Consider the following 20,723-nt stretch of genomic DNA (forward strand, 5'->3'; position numbering starts at 1 on the left):
CAGTACAATTATGAATAAACGCAGAAAGACCTACCTGAACATCCTGCTGATACTCCTGGTTCTTGCATTTTTTGTCACACCATTGGGATATGAAGGTAAAGTGCTGCTCAATAAGATCTTTTCGTTTAGTCCTGACATCACGCCGGTAGAAGAGCGTAAACAGATCGAAGACTACGACTGGACACTGAAGGATTCCGAGTGGAAGCAATTCAATTTTGAACAATCCAAGGGGAAGGTGGTGTTTGTTAATTTCTGGGCTTCCTGGAGACTACCGAGCCTGGCAGAATTACAAAGTATTCAAGAACTCTATAATAAATACCAAGGAAAGGTGGACTTCTATATCATCACTGACGAAGAACGTGAGCCGGTACAGGAATTCATGGAAGAGCACGATTTCACTTTCCCGGTAACATACCTGATCATCGGGGGTAAATCTCCTTTTCCAACAGCGGATCCACCCAGGACCTATATCCTGGGAAAACAAGGGCAGATTGCCGTTGCTAAGGAAGGTATTGCGGATTGGAGTAATAAGAAAATCTACACACTTTTAGATACCCTTATCAACCAATAATTTATTTACTTCCTGAAGTATTTGAAAGGGACGAAGAGCATTCCAAAACATTCACCTTTGTTCTTCCCTAAATGCTTGTGATGTATTTTGTGAGCTCGCCTGATGCCCCTTGCATACCAGTTATCAGCATTCCGGAACATTTTAAATCGCTGGTGGATAAATATATCGTGTACCAGGAAATAGGTTGCGCCATAGGCCATAATTCCAAAGCCGATAGGCCACCCATACCAGAAGGTAGTACTATGTGCCAGGTAGAAAAATGTCATACTGATCACAGCGTAAAAAATAAAAAAGGTGTCATTACGCTCAAACCAGGAATCGTGATCCTTTCTGTGGTGGTCTGCATGGAGATGCCACAGGAAGCCGTGCATAACATACTTGTGGGTAAACCAGGCCATGAATTCCATGAAGCAAAAGGTGGTCAGGAAAATCAAGATCCAATAGAAAATATTCATGTTATACTAGGTTGAGTTTATAATTAACATATGACCGGGCTAAAAGGCCAACTTTCTGGTAGTTGGCAACCCGTATACGTGTGTTCTTTATTTCTAGCGAAGGGGTACGCTGTAATTTTTCCAATAGTTTTATATAATACCTGTAGGCGGTATATACACCAAATTTAGCATCGTTGGGCAAACGAATGATTCCTTCGTATCCTTTTTTAAAATCGGTACGGATATCCTCTACTATAGCCGTTTTAGAAGCCTCGTCCATTTCCAGAAGATTAGTGTTTGGGAAATAAGAGCGATCAAGGTGCTCAAAATCGGCCTTAAGATCCCTGAGGAAATTTACTTTCTGGAATGCAGAACCTAAGGCCATGGCCGAGGATCGCAACTCCTGGAAACGTTCTTCGTCTCCTTTGACAAAAACCTTCAGGCACATCAGGCCCACTACGTCGGCAGAACCATATATATAGTCCCTGAATTCCTCCTCGGACCGGTATACCTTTTTATCGAGGTCCATCCGCATGCTGTCCATAAATGAGGTGACAAATTCTTTAGGGATGCCATAGGTGTGGAAGGTATGCTGGAATGCATTCAGGATAGGGTTTAAGCTGATCTTGTTCTTGATAGCTGATTCCAATTCTGCTTCAAAACTATCCAGTAAGGCTTCTTTGTCATAGTCGTGGAAAGAATCCACGATCTCGTCGGCGAAACGTACAAATCCGTAAATGTTATATATGTGACCCCTGATAGACGGTGCCAACATCCGAGTAGCCATCGTAAATGATGTGCTATAGGATTCGGTAACCACCTTGCTGCATTTATAGGATACAGCGTCGAAAATTGATTTCATCTTGTTGGCTGTTAAGTTGTCTTCATCATTAATTCGGAAACCAGTTTTCCGGAAATCAGGGCTGGTGGCACTCCGGGCCCCGGAACAGTCAGTTGTCCAGTAAAATACAGATTTTTTACCAATTTACTGCGCAATCGCGGCCTTAGGAACGCCGTTTGTGTGAGGGTGTTAGCCATTCCATAGGCATTTCCCTTATACGCATTATACTCGGATATAAAATCATTTACACAGAAAGACTCCCTGAAAAGGATATCCTTCCTGATTTTTTGTCTTGTTTTTTCTTCAAACCTATCGATGATAATGTCAAAATATCTATCTCTAAGTTCAGCTGTGTCTTGTAATCCCGGTGCGATGGGTACGAGGAAAAATCCCGTTTCTTTTCCTGCCGGAGCCATTTCAATATCGGAGATCGACGGAAAATTGGCGTAGAACAGGGGCTCTGAGGGCCATTGTGGGTGATCATAAATTTCCTCGGCATGTTTTTCAAAAGGGGTATCGAAGAACAAGTTATGGTGCTGCACATTCTCTAATTTACGGTCAAAGCCGACGTAGAACAGCAGTGAAGAAGGAGCAAAGGTTCTTTTTTCCCAGTATTGTTCAGAATACTGCCTGGATTTTTCGGGAATTAAGCGTTCAGAATGATGGTAATCTGCTCCACTCAGCACCTGGTCGGCAGGAATTAGCTCGCCATCAATTTTTATGGCAGTGGCCTTCCCGTTATTGACAACAATCTCTTCTACGGGAGTATTTGTATGAATTTCTACGCCCAGTTCTAAGGCAAGGTCTTTCATACCCTCAACAACCTTGTACATTCCGCCCTTTGGGTGCCAGGTTCCCAGGCCAAAATCGGCATAATTCATAAAATTGTAGAAGGCTGGCGTTTTGCTTGGTTTGGCACCGAGAAAAAGTACCGGGAATTCCAGGGTAGCCACCAGTTTTGGATTTTTAAATTGTTTCCGGACCAATGTGCTTATTGTCTTAAAGAATTGGTCCACGTGCAAAATGGTGTCTTTTGTAACTAGCTCAAAGGGGGACAGTCCCGGTTTATACACCATCTGGTTGATGGCTATATCATAATTTTTCCGGGCACTCTCCATGAATTGACGCAGTGGAGCTGAACTTCCCGGCTCAATGCGTTCAAACTCGGCCTCGATCAATTCCGGGGTGTTACCGATGGTGATGGCTTCATCTTCAAAAAAGACTTTATAGGCCGGGCTTAACTTATCTAACTGGTAGTAGTCCGATACCGATTTGCCAAAATCACTGAAGAAGTTTTCAAAGATATCGGGCATCCAGTACCAGCTTGGACCCATATCAAATGTAAAGCCGTCTTTCTGTAATTGGCGTGCTCTACCCCCTACAGAGGAGTTCTTTTCATAAATAGTGACCTGCTGACCTTCTTTGGCGAGATAACAAGCGGCAGAAAGTGAAGAGAACCCGGAGCCTATGATGATTATTTTTTTTCGCATTCAGGGGATTTCGGAACGTTGGTATCAGACAACTTCAAGAAGCTCTTGTATCGATTCAAAGGCCTTTACACTACCCGGTAAATTGTCTTTTGTGAGATATTTGGTTTTCTGCCCCAGTAACCATAAAGAACTTTCATTATTCTTATTAATTTTCTTAGTGAATTCTGATATGTAATCATGAAGCTTTTCTTTGGTGGGAACAACTGTAAAGTAGGACAAGAAATGCAGGTTGGTAAAATTCTTTTCCATATCAGTCATAAACTCCAGGGGCATGGTCGCGCCCAGGAATATGGTCTGGTAACCTCTTAATAATAGCTCGTAGTTAAGGTAGAGTAATCCGATATCATGAATCTCATTCTCCGGCAGGAAAAGCACAAACATCTTGTCTTTCCTCGTAGGGCTTACATGCTCCATTTTATCGGTATTGGCAATGATCTTTTGTTTGATCAGGTGGGTGATAAAATGTTCGTGTGACGGGCTGATACCGTCAGCCTGCCAAAGTAATCCCAATTCTTCCAGGAAGGGAATAAAGATTTCCCAAAAAATATCCCTGAATGATTTCTCGCTCTTCAGGCTGCTATAAGTCTTGTTAAAAAGAATGGGGTCAAAATTGACCATGGATAGCTTAAAGGAGTTGACAGCGTGACTTTTCACACTCTTGTGAGCCACCAGTTCCCTTACTTTTAATGGTAATTCATCCTCGGGAATCTCCGCAATCTTCGAGATCTTCCAACCATTATTGTACAGCAATGTTATGTTTAAGAGTTTCTGTAGACTTTCTAGACTGTATGTACGGATATTAGTACTTGTTCTTTCGGGGCTTAACAGCTCGTACCTTTTTTCCCAAATACGAATGGTATGGGCCTTGATGCCTGACAGGTTCTCCAGGTCGCGGATACTAAAAATCTTCTTAACGTTGTTCATTATTTATTTCTAAAGCTTAAACAAATCTACAATTTTAATATTCTCCTTCATATTGGAAATACGTTAAAATTTAATTAAGAATATTGATGTACATGTAGAAGTGAGGGCTATTTGACAAAATCTGAGAAGTTAAACTAAGATATAATAAATATATTTAGAGCTATTAACCACCACAGAAAATTGATTATGGGAGCCAATAAAAAACAGAGCAGGAAGCAATTCCTCACCAGGCTTGGTACCGGAGCATTAGCCGTGGCAGGGGCACCTGCACTGCTGAGTTCATCCAGTCCGGCCAAAGAAATTATTTCCTTATCCGATCGCAGGATATACAGTGCGAACGACATGGTGAATTTAGCCCTGATCGGGGCAGGGGGGATGGGGTTGGAAGACACCAAAACTGCGCTTCGTCACCAGGGAGTAGTTTTGAGGGCGGTTTGTGACTTGTACGATGGTCACTTAGAGCGTGCACGCAGCATGTTTGGGAAAGACTTGATGACGACCAAGGATTACCGCGAGATCCTCGCCATGCCGGATATAGATGCAGTTATCGTGGCCACCCCGGATCACTGGCATAAAAAGATCAGTGTAGATGCGATGAAAGCCGGGAAGCACGTGTACTGCGAGAAGCCAATGGTACACAGTATTGATGAAGGCCACGATGTGATCAAAGCTCAGAAAGAGACAGGAATGGTTTTCCAGGTAGGAAGCCAGGGAATGTCATCACTGGGGAATGAAAAAGCAAGGGAATTGTTGGCACAAGGGGCCATTGGTGATATCAATTATGCAGAAGGATTCTGGGCGCGAAGAAGTCCTACGGGAGCCTGGCAGTACACTATACCTGAGGATGCCTCCCCACAGACGGTAGACTGGGATACCTTTATACAGACCACCGAAAAAAGACCATTTGATGCCACACGTTTTTTCCGATGGCGTAACTACCGTGATTACGGGACGGGAATGTCTGGTGATCTCTTTGTACACTTATTTTCCAGTCTGCATTTCATAACCGGGTCTATGGGGCCAGATCAGATATACTCCTCAGGAGGGCTCAGGTATTGGAAAGATGGGAGGGAAGTCCCTGACGTATTGCTAGGGGTATTTGATTACCCGGAAGTAGAGCAACACCCTGCATTTAACCTTTCGCTGCGGTGTAATTTTGTCGATGGAACCTCAGGAACTACTTACTTGCGTATTGTTGGAAGTGAAGGCTCGATGAACGTAGAATGGGAAAAGGTAACCCTGCAAAGAAATAAGTACCAGGGTGAGGAAGATCCATTTTTGCAAGCCCAGGCCGAGCGCAAAGGCGCCGACACCAGCCGTAAAAAAATGAGACCACAGGATGAGGTTGTCTATATGGCGGAGGAAGGCTATAAGGGAGCTCATTACGATCATTTTGCCAATTGGTTACAGGCCATCCGCGGGGGACAATCTGTGGCCGAAGATGCCATCTTCGGATACAGGGCCGCTGCTCCGGCATTATTATGCAATGACAGTTATTATCAGGATAAAGCCATGAAATGGGATCCTATAAAAATGAAATTAATTTAAAATAATACCGATGAAAAAAATATACTTACCACTCTTATTATGTATAAGCCTGATCGCTTGCAAAGGGGAGAATAAAGAAGAGAAAGAAGTAGAGGCAACTGCCCAGGAAGAATCCATGTCACAGGAACATGACTGGATCAGTCTTATGGAACCAGAGGATTGGAGGGGATACAACCAGGACAGCTTACCTTCTAACTGGTCTATTGGGGATAGCCTGATCACCTGTTACGGCAAAGCCGGGGATATGGGGGGAGATATTATCAGTACCGAGACCTTTGATAATTTTGAGCTGGCATTTGAATGGAAAATTACTGAAGGTGGTAATAGTGGAGTGTTTTACCATGTTGTAGAAGACACCATTTATCATTCACCCTACCAGACCGCTCCAGAATACCAGGTTCTTGATGACGCCGGCTATGATGGTCCCCTTGAGGACTGGCAAAAAGCCGGGGCTAATTATGCGATGCATGTGGCCAACGATAAAAAAGAACTAAATCCGGCTGGAAGCTGGAATAGTGGGCGAATTATTTTTAACCAGGGCAAGGTGGAGCACTGGCTCAATGGGGAGAAAATCGTGGAGTTTGATAAGAATTCAGAAGATTGGAAAACCAAACGGAATAGTGGTAAGTGGACTGATTTCCCGGATTACGGTAAAACCAATGACGGTTACCTGGCATTACAAGATCATGGAGCAGGGGTTTGGTACAGGAACGTAAAGGTACGAAGACTCTGATCAGAATTTTCGTTCAGGCATAAAGCCATCCATATTCATGGATGGTTTTTTTTGTCCGATGATCTCGCTCACCAATAGACCAGTTGCGGGACCCAGGCTCCAACCCATCATGGCATGCCCTGTGGCAATGGTGATGTTTTGATATTTAGAAGTCCGCCCGATATAGGGCAATCCATCCGGGGTAACTGGGCGTAACCCACACTGGGCTTCAGACAATTCCTCATCGGTTATTTTTAACCCATCGTAATAGGATTCTCCCGCTCTTGCGATTGCCTGGATTCGTTTTTTGCGCAGAACGTGGTTTAAGCCGGAGAATTCCATAGTCCCTGCAAACCTCGTGAACCCACGCATAGGAGTTACGGCTACTTTTGCCTCCATCAATACTGCCGGTAGTAAGATACCGGTATCTCGCTGCACATTGATCCGGTATCCTTTACCGGCTTGCATATGCATGGATAAGCCAAGCTTCTTAAAAAGACCTTCGCTCCATGCCCCGGAAGCAATCACAAATTCATCTGCAGGGTAGGTGTCGATGTCGGTCTCCACCGCCACAACTTTGTCTTTCCGAATCTTGAAATTCTGTACTTCTTCAAGAGTTTTTATCTGAACCCCCTTTTCCCTCAGGTATGCTTTCATTTTTTTCATGAATTCATTTGGGGTCGTATGCCCATCACATAAATAGTGTACGGCACCCAGTACATCTTTGTTGGCATTGGGCTGTAATTGCAGTAATTGTTCCCTGTTTAGCTCTGCTTTCTCCAAGCCTTCCTCACCCGCTCTTTTAGCCACTTCCTTTTCGCGCAGCTCTTCTTTCCGGGTTTTGTAAAGCATTAGTAGTCCTTTCTTTTCAAGTTGAAAATCTCCGAGGTCTCCTGAATGATGGAGATCTGTGAATAAGTCCTTACTCAGCAGGTTGATATCCCTGATCAAGGGAATGGCTTTTTCTACGTGGTTTTGGGTAGCCGACTTATTAAACTGCCAGATCCAACGGAAAAAATCCATATCCCACCTTGGTTTCATGTAAAAGGGGCTACTGCCATTAAGCATATACTTTAGTCCTTTAGCCATCATTCCCGGGGAGGACAAGGGTATGATATGGCTGGGAGTAAGATAGCCTGCATTGACATAGGATGCCCCACTACTCATATCAGAGCGATCCAGGATGGTAACCTTATGGCCATCCTTTAAGGCATAATAAGCGCAGCTTAATCCTACGATTCCCCCGCCTATGATCAATACGTGTTTACTCATAAAACCTGATAGATTGTAGAAGTTGACAAACAGGACTAAAGTAATCATTCCGTGGATATCTCCATATGAAAATACATGGCTGATCTTATATTTATAATTTGCTTGATCTGGGGGAGAGACAGACATAGGACAGAGTTACAAAGTTACAAAGGGACAGGGTTACAAAGGTTAAAAGGGACATAGGTACAAAGGGACATAGGGACAGAGAGACAGAGGGAACTGAGCTATAGATGAAGATAATGGAATCGGTGAAATCCCTGTTTTGATAATAAATGGAGCAACAAGTATAAACTCAATTTACTTTGAAGTATTTGAACCTCGAACCTCGAACCTCGAACCTCGAACCTCGAACCTCAAACCCGAAAAGACCTAGGACCTCGCCCATTCCGCCGGCCTTTTCGGGCAAACTGCTAACCCGCTCAAGCCTTGCGGATTATTCGCGCAGGCTGCTTACTGCAAACAGCATACTGCCTACTGCAACCGGCCCCACGGGGCCTTCGACCCCGCCCCGGTTTCAAGTTAATCGCTTTCCGTGCATAAAGCTTGCAGTGTTTTTCTTGGGTTACAAGGTTATAAGGTTACAGCCCGCCCGAACGTGCCGTCCGGTACGGGCGGGGGTTACAGGGTTACAGGGTTACATGGGTACAAAGGGACATAGGGACATAGGGACATAGGGACAGAGCGACATCGTTACAGAGCGACATAGGGCCAGAGTTAGAATGTTAACTGGGGTATAGTTGCAGATTTTTGAACCGGTGACAGGAATGTTGCGCGCATAGGAAAATGATTTTCTTCCTTCTCCAAACGTTGAATTGCGAACTGCCAACCCGCAAGCCAGCCTGCCAGGAATATATGGATGGTCAAAATCAAAGCTTAAACTTCGGACAAAAAAAAGCCCCTTACCGAAGTAAGAGGCTCTGTGCCCACGACTGGAGTCGAACCAGCACGTCCTTGCGAACACTACCCCCTCAAGGTAGCGTGTCTACCAATTCCACCACGTGGGCTCGAATTAACGATTTTTCACCCTGATCCACTCAAGGATGAGTTTCACAGGGCTGCAAAGATAGAAAGCTAATTTTATACCCACAACATAAAATGGTATTTCCGGATTTAGCTGAAGGGAATGACCGTTTTTGCATGAGCAGTGTCATTCCACACCCACCGGTAGATAGATAGTTTTAACACCTATTGCTAGCTGTATGGATTTACAGGATTTGCCCATTTTTGTTATTCTGGCCATTCTGGCCGAAGTCATCGGTACGATCGGGGGATTCGGTTCTTCCGTTTTTTTTGTACCTATGGCCAGTTATTTTATGGCATTCAAAACGGTCCTGGGGTTAACAGCATTATTTCATCTTAGCAGTAATTTTTCCAAAATTGTTTTATTCAGAAAAGGATTTGATAAGAACCTTGTACTGTACCTGGGAATTCCTGCAGTATTTTTTGTCATAGCCGGCAGTCTGCTGAGCAGGTATGTTAAGGGGGAAATACTGAACTTAGCTTTGGGGATTTTCCTGATCCTTTTCAGCTTATTGTTCCTGATTAAAAAGGACCTGGAGATTAGTCCGACTAAGAAAAACGCCTTCGCAGGTGGAGTTTTCTCTGGTTTTATTGCAGGATTACTGGGAACCGGTGGTGCGATCAGGGGCGCTACCCTTTCGGCTTATAATTTAAAGAAGGATAAATTCATAGCTACCTCGGCCATAATTGACATGGGGGTAGATCTGAGCAGAAGCGTTGTGTATACCACGAGTGGTTATATTGGTTGGAGCGAGCTTTACCTGGTGCCTATTCTTTTTTTGGTGGGGGTTGCAGGAACCTATATTGGGAAGCGTCTGCTGGTAGGGATCAGTCAGCAACTTTTTAAGAAGATCGTCTTGTTGCTCTTATTTGGCATTGGTGTTTCTACCCTAGTACTTGCATCTGCCCGTTACTAATCCCTTGATATGATTGCGACATCTTTTTCAGTGTCAAGAATAGTTTCTGTATTTGAAAAAATTTCTTTCCGGCAATTCCGATAACTGTGTACGAATGCTGTAATGTCTTTCCCTAAAGCGGTATGTATATCGGTCAGCCGAGCAGAAGCTTTTAGTGTATCTTTTTCCACATATCGTCCCAGGTCCATTACGTGGGTACTCACTCGATGGATAAGTTCTTCGCACATCGTCCTGGTTTGATACAGCTTACGTTCCATGGTCTCTAATAAATGCTGGTTATCTTCCTTGACGATCCAAATACTGTAGCTGTTGATTATATGGTGTAAGTGGCGAAGTTCTTCACGATAAAATTCCAGGTCGGATTTCCAATGATTTGCCAGGATGTAGCACTTTTTCCAATTAGGTCTTTTAGAAGATCCCTGTAGGTTGTTGGTTTCTGCTGTAATCATAGTAATTAGTATTAACTGCTGTAAAAGTAAAGTGGGTAGGCAAGTAAAGGAATGACAATCGTCATTTGCAGGGAAAGGTCAATGGTATAGTTTAGACTTATAATTTTCTTACTATGAAGAATATTCTCTACGCCACGGATTGTTCAAAGCACGCAGAACCAGCGATGCGCTATATCTATAAGTTATGCGAGATACTGGGAGCAAAACTCACCGTACTCAATGTTTATCACTTTGAACAGTTACAGGCGAAAGCCAGGATGAGTGATGAACCGCTGGTACTCTCCCCTTATCATGAACGAATGGAAATTCTAAAAAATTATTGTAGTAGATACCTCAGCATTGGGTCACCCAAGGTTGAGCTCAACCTGGATGTAGTGAACAACTTGTCGGTTTCTCAGGGTATCCTGGAACGGGCCAAGGAACTACAACCCGACCTACTGGTGGTAGGGATAAAAGATGAACACTCTGAAAGAGGATTATTGGCAGAAAATATAGCACATGCCTTATTAGAAAAATCCGAATGCCCGGTGCTCCTGGTTCCTAATTCCAAACGTCATAAAAAGATCAAGAAGATCATTTATGCGACGGATTTTGAAATGAAAGACCTGGAAGCCCTGAAGTTTATACTCCCGGTTGCTAAAGCGTACCGGGCTTCAGTGGTTATAATCCATGTTCCGGTAGAAGGAGAGTATACGAGTGCAGAGCAAATGCAGTGGTTCCAGGAATTACTGGATCAGGAAATAGCCTATGACGATCTCTCATTTATGATGCTTTATCCGGGTAAGATAATCAACAACCTGAAGGAATATGTAGAAACCAATGCGGTAGACCTTGTCGTAATGCTGGAACGAAAGGGCAAAGGAGTGATCCGGAGTCTCTTTCATAAAGACCGTGTGAAGACCATGGGCAAGAATACCTCCACTCCGGTATTGGGATTCATCTCCTGATCTTATATATTAAACTAAGACCATTTAAAATTATAGACTTATGAACCCTGATGGAGTAATGAAAAGAATCCTTGTACCGGTTGATTTTTCTCCGCATTCTGAGTTTGCAATAGAGGTCGCAGCTACCCTTGCCAAAGATCACAGTAGTGAACTTTACTTATTCCATATGCTGGGACTGGCGCAATCCGTGTTGTACCAGGATTATTCGCAGAAGGAGGCAGAGGCAGAATACTATATGAAAATCGCCAGGAAGAAATTTAAGGTGATCCTAGATAACCCTCAGCTTAAAGGAATCGAAGTAAAAGTCATTTTACAGAATTACAAGCTTTTTCAAGAGATAAACAACGTGGTACAGGAAAACGCCATAGACTTAATTGTTATGGGATCTCACGGAACCTCGGGAGTAGGGGAAATATTTGTGGGTTCTAATACTGAAAAGGTGGTGCGGTCCATTGAAGTACCGGTGTTGGTGATAAAAGAACGTGTTCATGACTTTAACCCGAAAGTGGTGGTACTGGCCATCGATTATAAAAAAGAGCAATTAGAGGTCTATAAAAGAGCGGTACAATGGTTTTTAGCATGGGGCTGCCGTATATGCCTTATACATGTTAACCTACCTAACATGAGTTATACAAGTACAGCCCGGATGAGAGAAATAGCTGCGGAATTTATGCAACAGGCCCATCCCGAGAAGATACCCGAGCAGATAGACCAAATCTTCATTTCAGATTATTCCCTGGAGCAGGGCCTCTACTACCAGGCCGGGGAGGAGGATGCAGATGTCATTGGGGTCCTAACCCATGGAAGGAAAGGATTATCTCATTTCTTCCTGGGTAGTGTAGGGGAAGACCTGGTCAACCATGCGCCTATCCCGGTTATGACATTTAAGATGTGAATAACTGGTCTAATTTGGCCAGTATAATGAGTTCTGATTTATTCTTTCCCGCAAATGAGCCAGCAATATCCTTTGCCGTTTTACGAGTTAACTCTTTAATTTTTGGGCTGAAAAGGCTTTGGTTTTCCTTATAGAATGTAGAAAATTCCTTAAAATGATCATCAGGTTCCAGCTCTTCGGACATCAACCAATCAAAGACAATTTCTATCTGGTAGGCGGCATCGGTCCCAGTTTCATCAAGCCCTTCATCTACGTCCAGCCAATATCTCCTTACGTCTTTCAACAAGGCATCTACTTCTTTTGGATGAATTCTTTTGTCGGCGTTTGCGACGGCATAGAACAACCTACCTAAGTGCTGGTAAAATTCTGAAATGATTTTTTCGCTTTGTTCCATAATTCATGGTCTTAATAGTTGACTTCTATTTATTTAACAGTAATTGGTTGCATTTTTCTACTGCGTTTTTGTCCGTTGAGAACCTCGAAAGTGGCCGGTAAACCTATTCGTCTCAGTTCCTGGATGGCTTGTTCCAAGGCGAGCTCATTGCCGCAAATAATGGTGAGCACCTTGGTGTGCATATCCGAATCCAAGATACGCACGTTCATGATTTTTGCCAAGTTCCTCTGTATTTTCAACTTATCAGAAATAGAGGAAAAGTTTTTAATGTGAGCCAGTACTTTCATGATTATAGAATTTAAAAAGTCAAGGTAGTAGGTTGTGGTATTTCTTGCCATGATCGGAGTCATGGTTCACACTTCCTTAATCGACAATGGCATTATGGCTGATATAGAAAAAGATGTACATTTATGGTATGCGGGCATTTGAACAGAACGATACGGTCTTCAGAATGCTTTCTGAAGCAATATCAGAAGGCATTGTTGTGGTGAATGAAAAGCAGGATATCGTCGCCACCAATAAAAGGGCAGATCGACTTTTCCGGTATGATGTAGGTGAACTGGAAGGCAAACCGCTGGCGGTGATTATCCCGCCAAAATATCACGGGGTTCACAAAGACCATGTTAAAGGCTTTTACAAAAAGAACCAGCAAAAAAGGATGGCTGAAGGTCGCAGTTTATATGGATTGCGAAAAACAGGTGAACAGTTCCCGTTAGAAGTTGGTCTTAATCCGTTTACCCTTCCTGAAGGAAATTATGTTCTTGCCCTGGTCTATGACATGACTGAATTACGGGATAAGGACAGCCAGATCATGGAATTAAACGCCCACCTGGAAGAGAAGATTCAACATCGCACCCAGGAATTAAGTAATACGGTTGCAGAACTTCAAAAAGAGATCAAGCGCAGGAAACAGGCAGAGGCACTCATCAAAACTGCTTTACAGCGAGAAAAAGAACTGAACGAACTAAAGACTAAGTTTCTTTCGTTGGTATCACATGAATTTAAAACTCCATTAAGCGGAATCATGACCTCGGCAACGCTGGTGGGTAAGTATAAAGAGAGTGAGCAGCAGGAGAAAAGAGAGAAGCATTTACAGACTATTTTTGGGGAAGTAAAAAGGCTTAATGGTATCCTGAACGATTTTCTCTCTATAGAACGTTTAGACCAGGGGAAAGAAATTTACAGGAAAGGACATTTCTCCCTGAGTAAGGTCATTAACGAGGTGGTATATAATACCAATATGATTCTTAAAACCGGGCAGAGTATCAATTTGCCCCAGAATATTGATGATGTTTCCATTTTCCAGGATGAAAAGATCTTAAAACTGGCATTGTCTAACCTGCTTTATAATGCAGTCAAATATTCCCCCGAAGATTCAGAGATCGACCTGGAGGTTGAATTTGATAACCAAATGATCTTGTTCCATGTAAAGGATCACGGGATCGGGATACCGGAAAAGGATCAGAAACATATTTTTGACCGGTATTTCAGGGCAGAAAATGTATTGTTAACACAAGGTACGGGAATAGGTCTGAATATTGTCCGTGGCCATCTGAAGAACCTTGGTGGATCAATCAATTTTAAAAGTGAACTGAATGTGGGAACGACGTTTACCATGGCGCTTCCGATTGAAGGATAAATTTTTACAGATTTGGAAATTAACATGTAAATTGAAAGTAGAATAAGCATTTGATAAACCAGCCTCCAATGAAAAAGATCCTATTAATTGAAGACGACCCGGTGCTAAGGGAAACCACGGCCGAATTATTGGAACTCTCCAATTATTCGGTGATTACAGCTGCCAATGGAAAAAAAGGAATAGATGCAGCCATGAATGAAACTCCGGATGTAATCCTGTGTGACATTATGATGCCCGAAATAGATGGATATGGCGTTCTTAAAGCCTTATCTGAAGAGCCGAGAACCAGGAGGATTCCCTTCGTTTTCCTGACCGCCAAAACGGAACGTAGTGATGTGCGTAAGGGAATGGAGCTAGGTGCAGACGACTACCTGACAAAACCCTTTGAAGAATCTGAGCTGATAGGAGCAATTGAAAGTCGGTTAGCCAAAATGGCGATCCTTAAGGAATTAGACAGGACCGGGGAGTCAGATCCCGGGAACAAAAAACCCAGGAACCTGCATGAACTGAAAAACCTGATGGATGATGAGGGAAAAGAATTCAGTTTTTCTCCGGGTGAAAGTATATATGTACAAGGGGATAATTCTAATACCGTGTATCTGGTACTTAAAGGCAGTGTGAAGACCTATGTGCTTGATGAGCAGGGTAAAGAACTGATCACCGGCTTATTTAAGGCAGATGATATTTTCGGACTGATCAGTTTCAGTCAGAATATCCCTTATAAAGATTATGCTACAGCCCTGGAAGAAACGGAATTGGTGGGATTGGCCAAAGAAACCATCAAAGAGGTACTGGTGGGCGATCCTGATCTGGCCCTGAATTTTATGCAGTACCTCTCTGACTCATTGACTGAAGCAAAAAAACAATTGCTACAGATGGCCTATGGCTCTGTAAGAAAAAAAACAGCGGCCACATTGTTACGCTTTGCCGAAAAAATCCCCGGAGATATATCAGGGGACATACACGTACTGAGGAGCGACCTGGCAAGTGTCGCTGGGATTGCAACCGAAACCCTCATACGCACACTTTCCGGTTTTAAAGACGAGGGACTGATAGAGATAAAGAACAGGGACATTCGTATCCTTGATCGAGAGGCGCTGGAAAGAATGAGTTGACTACTGTACTATTCTATAGGATGATTTAAGAACTGATCTTCATCATAGGATGCCCGGGAATTGGGGAATAATTTTGAAGCATATTACTCCAATTATCCATAGGCATGATCCGAATATTGATCCCGACAGATTTCTCTGAGAACGCTTGGAATGCCATTAAGTATGGCATGGAACTCCTTAAGGGGCGCGAGTGCGTTATATACCTTTCCTATATTCAGGTAAAACCCGTATTTATTGCAGCTGAAAGCACTATTACGGCTAATACACCTGAGCTACGGGACCAAATCCTCAAAGAACGAAAACGCAACCTGGAGGATCTAATTCTGCGTATCAGGGACCTGGGGTTAGACGGAAATCATACCCTGGCAACCCTGGCAAACACCGGACTATTTGTAGACGGAATCAAATCACAGATCGAGGACTATAAAATAGACCTGATCATTATGGGTACACGGGGAGCTTCCGGGCTCAAGAAAATTACCATTGGCAGTAATACCGGCAATGTAATAACCCGGGTAAAATGTCCTGTTCTGGTGGTGCCTGAAAATGCCGTCTATGAAGAGCTAAAAGAAATCGTTTTTCCTACCGATTACCAGATCAACTATGACCTTAAGGTTTTAGAAATCTTAGTAAGCCTGTTAAAAAAATACCGGGCTAATCTCAGGATTCTTCATATTGCAACCCAATCCAAAGATCTGACGTCTGAACAGGAAAAGCACAAGGAATTGCTGCATGAGTACCTGAATGGAGCATCCCATACTTTCCATACGCTGAGAGGAACCTCAGTAGAAACCTCACTTCAATGTTTTATTGAAAGCAGGGATATTCAATTGGCTGTCATGGTAGCTAAGAACTTAAATTTCCTACAGCGAATCCTATTCCGTCCTATTGTAGAAAAATTCAGTTACCACACCGAAATTCCATTCCTGGTGCTACATGAATAAATCCTTTCTCTTTAGAATTTTTTCTTTAAAAATTGTCCCTAGCTGACTGATATCATAAAATTTAGATACAGAGAAGAATACATTTATGGACCGTTGAAAATGGAATCATGAGAAAAGTAATAATTCCCACCGATTTTTCAGAAAATGCATTCAATGCATTAAAGTGCGCATGCCAGGTATTTAAGTACGAGAGAAGTGATTTTTACCTCGTGCACGCCTACGCTGATGAGGTATATCAAAAGTATTCCGGTAAGGATCGGGAAGCTTTTGAAAAGGGAAAGCATATGGTGGAAAATGCGGCAGCTTCGGGCTTGGAAAAAATAGAAGCCAAAATGCATTCTTATGCTCCCAATCCCAGGCATAAGATCTATAGGCAAACCGAATTTGGAACATTGACCGATGTGATCAATGACTTAGTTATTGACATTAATGCGGATATAGTGGTAATGGGCACCCGTGGCGAAACTGACGATCGTAATAAAACATTCGGTAGCAATACGGTGCAGGTATTTAAATATGTGCATTGCCCGGTTCTTGCCATCCCGGCAAACTATAGCTATGCGCAACCTAAGCAGATCCTGTTCCCTACAGATTATATGATCCCTTACAAGCGAAGAGAATTAAAATTACTCTGTAATATGATCGCGTCTTTCCGGTCCACGGTACATGTGCTATATATAAATCCTGTTTCTAAGCTCTCTATGCGACAAGAGGATAACCGGGAGTTCTTAAGATGCGGACTTGGGGAACCCCAGATGTTCTTTGAGACTTCAGGTCTGAAAGACAAGACCGCCGCGATCCTCAAGGCAATCGAGCAGCATAACATTCAGATGCTGGTTATGGTAAATAGTCGCAATTCGCACCTGGAAGATATGTTGTACCCTTCAACTGTAGATATTCTTGCATTAAAGCTCGAAATCCCATTTATGGTGCTTCAGAACCTAAGTCGCTAATTCAAAATTTTCCACATCATGATGAAGATTATTCTACCCACAGACTTTTCCGAAAATTCATTCAATGCTATTCGTTACGCGATAAAATTATTTGAAAATGAAGAGGTGATCTTCTACCTGATGCACACCTATACCCCGGCAGTTTACAGACCGGAATATGTATTGGAATTTCCGGGGCAGATAGGTCTGGGAGATGTATTACAGCAACAGGCACAGGAAAAGCTTAAAGCTGCGGTCGAGAAATTGGAGTCAGAGTTTAATAATCCCCTGCATTCATTTATTCCTCATGAAGCATTTAATACCCTGGTGGCAGAAATCCTGGAAATGACAGTAAACGAGGGAGCTCATATGGTTATCATGGGAACACAAGGAGCCACAGGTGCCAAGGAGATCTTTCTTGGATCTAATAGTGCACATGTGGTGAAACGTTCTACTTGCCCGGTAATATTGATTCCGAACGACTTTGAATACGAGCATCTTACGGAAGTGCTGTTTCCCACCGATTTCGAGATTTCCTATGACCAACACGAGTTGGCCCCGTTAATCAACTTGGTCAAAATGCACGGTTCAAGTATAGAGGTCCTCCACATTGCCACGGGTTATCCATTAGCACCGGACCAAAAAGCTCACAAAGAACAACTTGATAGGGTTCTCAAAGAGGTACCTCACCTCTTCCACGAACTTCCACCCTGTGAAATCATAGATGGGATTAACCAGTTCCAAATAAAGACTAAAGTGAATATGTTGGCCATGATCCGCAATAAGCACACCTTCTTTGAGAGGCTATTTATTGATCCTGTAATTAAAAAACTGGCATTTCATATCAAAATCCCTTTTATGGTAATGCCACATACCAACCCCAGATAACCTTGGCAGAGTTGTAACCGGAGACTGACCAAAATCATTGAACTGCATACAGAACGAAGCTATTTTTATATAAACACAAACAAGAGCCTTGCCATGAAAAAACGAATTCTATTACCCACTGATTTTTCTAAGAATGCCCTCAACGCAGCTAGGTATGCTCTTGATCTTTACCACGAGCACGAATGTGAGTTTTATCTACTTAACGTATATCAACGGGCCTTTTCCACGGCCAATATGAGTGTGCCCGAAGCCGGTGAACCCGGCTATGAGAGCCAGAGAGAACAATCTGAAGAAGGTCTGCGCAAGTTTGAGAAACAGTTGAGTTTACATGGAGAAAACTCAAAACACAAGGTAAAACTGATCTCTACATTTAACTCTGTCTATGACGGTGTTAAAGATAGCATTGCTAAGAAGGATATAGACCTGGTAGTTATGGGGACCAAAGGTGTTCGAGATGTGGAGACCAGTTTATTTGGTACCATTACGGTCAATGTCATGAAACAGCTTCAATCATGCCCTGTTCTCGCAGTGCCGAACAATGTTCGTTTCAGCTCCCCCAAGACAATTGCCTTTCCTACCGATTATAAAACGGAATTTAAAAGGAGAGAACTCCACTACATGATAGATATAGCCAGGGATTTTGGGTCCTTTATCCATATTGTACATATTAAACGTGAAGCCACACTTACCAGGGTACAAGAAAGCAATAAAAAATTATTGGATAGTATCCTGGACGGGCTAGACCATCAATTTCACGAACTGGAGAAACAACATGTTCACAGGGCAATTGGAAAATTTATAGAAGATAACGATTGTGACCTTGTAGCTTTCACGAACAGGAAGCACGGTTTTTTAGCTTCAATCTTTGACAAGCCCTTGATAGAAGAAGCGGGCTATCACTACAAGATTCCCATTCTCGCACTTAATGATCACCGCTAAAAATTAGAACCATGAAAAATATAGGAGTTTGGATGGATAAGGAGAAGGCACATATAGTGTCTTTGGAAAAAGGACAAGAAGATTTTAGTACCCTGAGCTCTGAGCTCGAGTTCTTTCATCCCAAGGGTGGGTCGAGATCTAAGGTGCGCTGGGGTCCACAAGAAGTAGTGCAGGACAGCAAATACCTTGAACGCGAAAAGCATCAGTTGAATATATATTTTGATAAACTGGCCACTGCATTAAGCGAGGCGGATAATATCGCCCTATATGGCCCGGCTGGGACAAACCAGAAATTTTTAGATGCACTGAGCACCAAAAAAAGAAGATTGGCCGAAAAGGTGAAACTGGTTGCCACAGCAGACAGCATGACCGAAAACCAATTCCGAGCCCTTGTGCGTGAATGTTTTAAAGACTGAACCTTGTTCAATTACCGCAATTGATGGATTCCATTAGAGAACTCCTGGCCGACCCTGCTTTTATCAAACTGTTGAAGCTACTTCTATGGATTGGTGTTACGGTTGCGGTCGTTACTTTTTTCAGGAGAAGTGCACGGAAACGGATAGAGAACACCGTTTTCAGGTATAAGACTCAGAAACTTATCGAGATCCTGGGATATTTCATGATCATACTGTTGGTAATTTTATTTGTCACCGTAGATAATGTTCGGGATTATACCATAATAATAGGTCTGTTTACGGCGGGCCTTACTTTTACCCTGCAAGAGCTGATCCTGAGTGTTGCGGGGTCTTTTTATATTTTCGCAGTGCGCGTCTATAAACCGGGAGACCGGATAGAGATCAATGGTATCACCGGGGATGTGATCGATATAGACAGTATTTATACCACCCTGATGGAGATTGGAGCCTGGGTGAGTACGGACAATTACTCGGGCCGGATTGTTAAAATTAGTAATGCCTATGTTTTTAAGGGACCAATTCACAACTACTCCCTGGATTTTCCGTTTGTCTGGGACGAACTCAACGTACTGATCACTTACCAATCTGACCTGGAAGAGGCAAAGAGGCTAGTGCTGCAGGAAGCTAATACGCTCTTGGCTGCGTATACCACTGCGTCTACATCCAAGTGGAAAGAACTTGTAGAGCGATATTACATAGAAGATGCAGCCTTAGAACCAAATGTAGCAGTTAAATTGACAGATAACTGGATACAACTGAACCTTCGGTATATTACCGATTACAAGAAAAGGAGAAAGATGCAACAGGATCTTTTTGAACGTATAGAATCGGTTTTCAAAAGTAAGGGAGAGTCCGTGATCTTCGCTTCATCGACCCTGCAACTCCTGAAAATTCCCGAAGTGGATGTACGCATGCAATCTTCCTGAACCTGACCGAAATCATTCCCGAGCTTAACGCCATACAGTAGATTTAGCTAGTAATCCTATTGTTATGGAATCATACTCAAGCCCGGCATTATCCACAAAATTGGACCACCTGACCCAAGAATCAAGGACATGGATTACTAAGATCCGGTTTACTGAAGATGAGCTGTCCTTTATTGATCAATTGCTCCATTCCGATGTATTTGAACCCAACACCCCGAATTTATTCGAACGATTGTCAGAATACGGGCAACGTCTTGAGCAAATTTGGAATACTAAAGAGGACCTTAAAAAATTGATCGATATACACATGCAAGAGCTCGCGGAACTTATAAAAAGTACGCATCAGCTTGCCAAGGATTCCTCCGTGCCGGGACATGAGCAGCTCCAGGCCCAGGTAGAGAAATATTTAACGCTATATGGAGAATTAAAATCGGAGATATTCAACTACGCCGGAGGTATTTTGAAAAAAAGAAAAGCCTGAACAAAAGTTGCCGGAGGATTAGAGAACCC

At 43.0% G+C, this 20,723-nt stretch carries 23 protein-coding genes and 1 tRNA gene; 15 read left to right on the top strand and 9 right to left on the bottom strand.

Annotated features, from left to right (window positions below):
- Positions 1-10: 10 nt before the first annotated feature.
- Positions 11-571, top strand: a complete 561-nt coding sequence (locus PP178_RS10140) for a TlpA family protein disulfide reductase (protein ID WP_272594229.1) — start codon at positions 11-13, stop codon at positions 569-571.
- Between the two features lie 5 nt (positions 572-576).
- Here PP178_RS10140 and PP178_RS10145 read toward each other — a convergent pair whose 3' ends face one another.
- The 4 genes from PP178_RS10145 to PP178_RS10160 are packed head-to-tail and all read right to left on the bottom strand — an operon-like array spanning position 577 to position 4,260.
- Positions 577-1,026: a beta-carotene hydroxylase gene (locus tag PP178_RS10145; protein ID WP_272594230.1), complete on the bottom strand. Its 450-nt coding sequence runs from the start codon at positions 1,024-1,026 to the stop codon at positions 577-579.
- 1 nt (position 1,027) lies between these two features.
- Positions 1,028-1,867, bottom strand: coding sequence for a phytoene/squalene synthase family protein (locus PP178_RS10150; protein ID WP_272594231.1), 840 nt, complete (start codon positions 1,865-1,867; stop codon positions 1,028-1,030).
- Between the two features lie 11 nt (positions 1,868-1,878).
- Positions 1,879-3,336 carry a phytoene desaturase family protein gene (locus PP178_RS10155; protein WP_272594232.1) on the bottom strand — a complete coding sequence of 486 codons (1,458 nt, stop codon included), beginning with the start codon at positions 3,334-3,336 and terminating at the stop codon, positions 1,879-1,881.
- Between the two features lie 24 nt (positions 3,337-3,360).
- The gene (locus tag PP178_RS10160) at positions 3,361-4,260 is read right to left on the bottom strand and encodes a MerR family transcriptional regulator (RefSeq protein ID WP_272594233.1); all 900 of its coding nucleotides are present in this window, start codon (positions 4,258-4,260) and stop codon (positions 3,361-3,363) included.
- A 186-nt stretch (positions 4,261-4,446) separates the two neighbouring features.
- Between PP178_RS10160 and PP178_RS10165 the strand changes: the two genes are divergently transcribed.
- Together PP178_RS10165 and PP178_RS10170 are read left to right on the top strand one after the other, a co-directional pair.
- A complete protein-coding gene (locus PP178_RS10165; protein WP_272594234.1) occupies positions 4,447-5,808 on the top strand; it encodes a Gfo/Idh/MocA family protein in 1,362 nt (453 codons plus the stop codon).
- Between the two features lie 10 nt (positions 5,809-5,818).
- Positions 5,819-6,541 (top strand): 3-keto-disaccharide hydrolase, encoded by a 723-nt coding sequence (locus PP178_RS10170; protein ID WP_272594235.1) that lies wholly within the window; start codon positions 5,819-5,821, stop codon positions 6,539-6,541.
- On the opposite strand, the gene PP178_RS10175 is transcribed toward PP178_RS10170, so the two are convergent.
- The gene (locus tag PP178_RS10175) at positions 6,542-7,792 is read right to left on the bottom strand and encodes an NAD(P)/FAD-dependent oxidoreductase (RefSeq protein WP_272594236.1); all 1,251 of its coding nucleotides are present in this window, start codon (positions 7,790-7,792) and stop codon (positions 6,542-6,544) included.
- A 920-nt stretch (positions 7,793-8,712) separates the two neighbouring features.
- Positions 8,713-8,796 (bottom strand) — tRNA-Leu (locus PP178_RS10180).
- Positions 8,797-8,991: 195 nt separating this feature from the next.
- Here PP178_RS10180 and PP178_RS10185 point away from each other — a divergent pair.
- Positions 8,992-9,729, top strand: a complete 738-nt coding sequence (locus PP178_RS10185; protein ID WP_272594237.1) for a sulfite exporter TauE/SafE family protein — start codon at positions 8,992-8,994, stop codon at positions 9,727-9,729.
- Here PP178_RS10185 and PP178_RS10190 read toward each other — a convergent pair.
- Positions 9,726-10,178, bottom strand: a complete 453-nt coding sequence (locus tag PP178_RS10190) for a hypothetical protein (protein WP_272594238.1) — start codon at positions 10,176-10,178, stop codon at positions 9,726-9,728. The genes PP178_RS10185 and PP178_RS10190 overlap by 4 nt on opposite strands.
- A gap of 113 nt (positions 10,179-10,291) precedes the next feature.
- On the opposite strand from PP178_RS10190, the gene PP178_RS10195 reads away from it, so the two are divergent.
- Positions 10,292-11,125, top strand: a complete 834-nt coding sequence (locus PP178_RS10195) for a universal stress protein (RefSeq protein ID WP_272594239.1) — start codon at positions 10,292-10,294, stop codon at positions 11,123-11,125.
- Positions 11,126-11,183: 58 nt separating this feature from the next.
- Complete coding sequence (locus PP178_RS10200; RefSeq protein WP_272594240.1) at positions 11,184-12,020, top strand: universal stress protein; 837 nt, start codon at positions 11,184-11,186, stop codon at positions 12,018-12,020.
- Here PP178_RS10200 and PP178_RS10205 read toward each other — a convergent pair.
- Together PP178_RS10205 and PP178_RS10210 are read right to left on the bottom strand one after the other, a co-directional pair.
- Positions 12,010-12,414 (bottom strand): hypothetical protein, encoded by a 405-nt coding sequence (locus tag PP178_RS10205; protein WP_272594241.1) that lies wholly within the window; start codon positions 12,412-12,414, stop codon positions 12,010-12,012. The two genes, PP178_RS10200 and PP178_RS10205, sit on opposite strands and share 11 nt — an antisense overlap.
- Positions 12,415-12,443: 29 nt before the next feature.
- Entirely contained in the window at positions 12,444-12,701 is a 258-nt protein-coding gene (locus tag PP178_RS10210) for a hypothetical protein (protein ID WP_272594242.1), read from the bottom strand.
- A gap of 128 nt (positions 12,702-12,829) precedes the next feature.
- Between PP178_RS10210 and PP178_RS10215 the strand changes: the two genes are divergently transcribed.
- The 9 genes from PP178_RS10215 to PP178_RS10255 all read left to right on the top strand — a co-directional run bounded on the left by PP178_RS10215 (position 12,830) and on the right by PP178_RS10255 (position 20,694).
- Entirely contained in the window at positions 12,830-14,053 is a 1,224-nt protein-coding gene (locus PP178_RS10215) for a PAS domain-containing sensor histidine kinase (RefSeq protein ID WP_272594243.1), read from the top strand.
- 68 nt (positions 14,054-14,121) lie between these two features.
- Positions 14,122-15,168 (top strand): response regulator, encoded by a 1,047-nt coding sequence (locus tag PP178_RS10220; RefSeq protein WP_272594244.1) that lies wholly within the window; start codon positions 14,122-14,124, stop codon positions 15,166-15,168.
- 104 nt (positions 15,169-15,272) lie between these two features.
- Entirely contained in the window at positions 15,273-16,112 is an 840-nt protein-coding gene (locus PP178_RS10225) for a universal stress protein (RefSeq protein ID WP_272594245.1), read from the top strand.
- Positions 16,113-16,219: 107 nt separating this feature from the next.
- A complete protein-coding gene (locus PP178_RS10230; protein WP_272594246.1) occupies positions 16,220-17,065 on the top strand; it encodes a universal stress protein in 846 nt (281 codons plus the stop codon).
- A gap of 18 nt (positions 17,066-17,083) precedes the next feature.
- Positions 17,084-17,932, top strand: coding sequence for a universal stress protein (locus PP178_RS10235; RefSeq protein ID WP_272594247.1), 849 nt, complete (start codon positions 17,084-17,086; stop codon positions 17,930-17,932).
- Positions 17,933-18,025: 93 nt separating this feature from the next.
- Positions 18,026-18,871, top strand: a complete 846-nt coding sequence (locus PP178_RS10240; RefSeq protein ID WP_272594248.1) for a universal stress protein — start codon at positions 18,026-18,028, stop codon at positions 18,869-18,871.
- 11 nt (positions 18,872-18,882) lie between these two features.
- Positions 18,883-19,287, top strand: coding sequence for a hypothetical protein (locus PP178_RS10245; RefSeq protein ID WP_272594249.1), 405 nt, complete (start codon positions 18,883-18,885; stop codon positions 19,285-19,287).
- Positions 19,288-19,310: 23 nt separating this feature from the next.
- Positions 19,311-20,213 carry a mechanosensitive ion channel family protein gene (locus PP178_RS10250; protein ID WP_272594250.1) on the top strand — a complete coding sequence of 301 codons (903 nt, stop codon included), beginning with the start codon at positions 19,311-19,313 and terminating at the stop codon, positions 20,211-20,213.
- Between the two features lie 64 nt (positions 20,214-20,277).
- The gene (locus PP178_RS10255; protein ID WP_272594251.1) at positions 20,278-20,694 is read left to right on the top strand and encodes a hypothetical protein; all 417 of its coding nucleotides are present in this window, start codon (positions 20,278-20,280) and stop codon (positions 20,692-20,694) included.
- The last annotated feature ends 29 nt before the right edge of the window (positions 20,695-20,723 follow it).

Origin of the sequence: Zeaxanthinibacter sp. PT1, from assembly GCF_028464225.1 — a bacterium.
GTDB lineage: Bacteria > Bacteroidota > Bacteroidia > Flavobacteriales > Flavobacteriaceae > Zeaxanthinibacter.

Excerpts from the sequence above, each read along its gene's own strand:
- PP178_RS10140 (WP_272594229.1), top strand. The coding sequence starts at position 11 with ATGAATAAACGCAGAAAGACCTACCTGAACATCCTGCTGATACTCCTG.
- PP178_RS10145 (WP_272594230.1), bottom strand. The coding sequence starts at position 1,026 with ATGAATATTTTCTATTGGATCTTGATTTTCCTGACCACCTTTTGCTTC.
- PP178_RS10150 (WP_272594231.1), bottom strand. The coding sequence starts at position 1,867 with ATGAAATCAATTTTCGACGCTGTATCCTATAAATGCAGCAAGGTGGTT.
- PP178_RS10155 (WP_272594232.1), bottom strand. The coding sequence starts at position 3,336 with ATGCGAAAAAAAATAATCATCATAGGCTCCGGGTTCTCTTCACTTTCT.
- PP178_RS10160 (WP_272594233.1), bottom strand. The coding sequence starts at position 4,260 with ATGAACAACGTTAAGAAGATTTTTAGTATCCGCGACCTGGAGAACCTG.
- PP178_RS10165 (WP_272594234.1), top strand. The coding sequence starts at position 4,447 with ATGGGAGCCAATAAAAAACAGAGCAGGAAGCAATTCCTCACCAGGCTT.
- PP178_RS10170 (WP_272594235.1), top strand. The coding sequence starts at position 5,819 with ATGAAAAAAATATACTTACCACTCTTATTATGTATAAGCCTGATCGCT.
- PP178_RS10175 (WP_272594236.1), bottom strand. The coding sequence starts at position 7,792 with ATGAGTAAACACGTATTGATCATAGGCGGGGGAATCGTAGGATTAAGC.
- PP178_RS10185 (WP_272594237.1), top strand. The coding sequence starts at position 8,992 with ATGGATTTACAGGATTTGCCCATTTTTGTTATTCTGGCCATTCTGGCC.
- PP178_RS10190 (WP_272594238.1), bottom strand. The coding sequence starts at position 10,178 with ATGATTACAGCAGAAACCAACAACCTACAGGGATCTTCTAAAAGACCT.
- PP178_RS10195 (WP_272594239.1), top strand. The coding sequence starts at position 10,292 with ATGAAGAATATTCTCTACGCCACGGATTGTTCAAAGCACGCAGAACCA.
- PP178_RS10200 (WP_272594240.1), top strand. The coding sequence starts at position 11,184 with ATGAAAAGAATCCTTGTACCGGTTGATTTTTCTCCGCATTCTGAGTTT.
- PP178_RS10205 (WP_272594241.1), bottom strand. The coding sequence starts at position 12,414 with ATGGAACAAAGCGAAAAAATCATTTCAGAATTTTACCAGCACTTAGGT.
- PP178_RS10210 (WP_272594242.1), bottom strand. The coding sequence starts at position 12,701 with ATGAAAGTACTGGCTCACATTAAAAACTTTTCCTCTATTTCTGATAAG.
- PP178_RS10215 (WP_272594243.1), top strand. The coding sequence starts at position 12,830 with ATGCGGGCATTTGAACAGAACGATACGGTCTTCAGAATGCTTTCTGAA.
- PP178_RS10220 (WP_272594244.1), top strand. The coding sequence starts at position 14,122 with ATGAAAAAGATCCTATTAATTGAAGACGACCCGGTGCTAAGGGAAACC.
- PP178_RS10225 (WP_272594245.1), top strand. The coding sequence starts at position 15,273 with ATGATCCGAATATTGATCCCGACAGATTTCTCTGAGAACGCTTGGAAT.
- PP178_RS10230 (WP_272594246.1), top strand. The coding sequence starts at position 16,220 with ATGAGAAAAGTAATAATTCCCACCGATTTTTCAGAAAATGCATTCAAT.
- PP178_RS10235 (WP_272594247.1), top strand. The coding sequence starts at position 17,084 with ATGATGAAGATTATTCTACCCACAGACTTTTCCGAAAATTCATTCAAT.
- PP178_RS10240 (WP_272594248.1), top strand. The coding sequence starts at position 18,026 with ATGAAAAAACGAATTCTATTACCCACTGATTTTTCTAAGAATGCCCTC.
- PP178_RS10245 (WP_272594249.1), top strand. The coding sequence starts at position 18,883 with ATGAAAAATATAGGAGTTTGGATGGATAAGGAGAAGGCACATATAGTG.
- PP178_RS10250 (WP_272594250.1), top strand. The coding sequence starts at position 19,311 with ATGGATTCCATTAGAGAACTCCTGGCCGACCCTGCTTTTATCAAACTG.
- PP178_RS10255 (WP_272594251.1), top strand. The coding sequence starts at position 20,278 with ATGGAATCATACTCAAGCCCGGCATTATCCACAAAATTGGACCACCTG.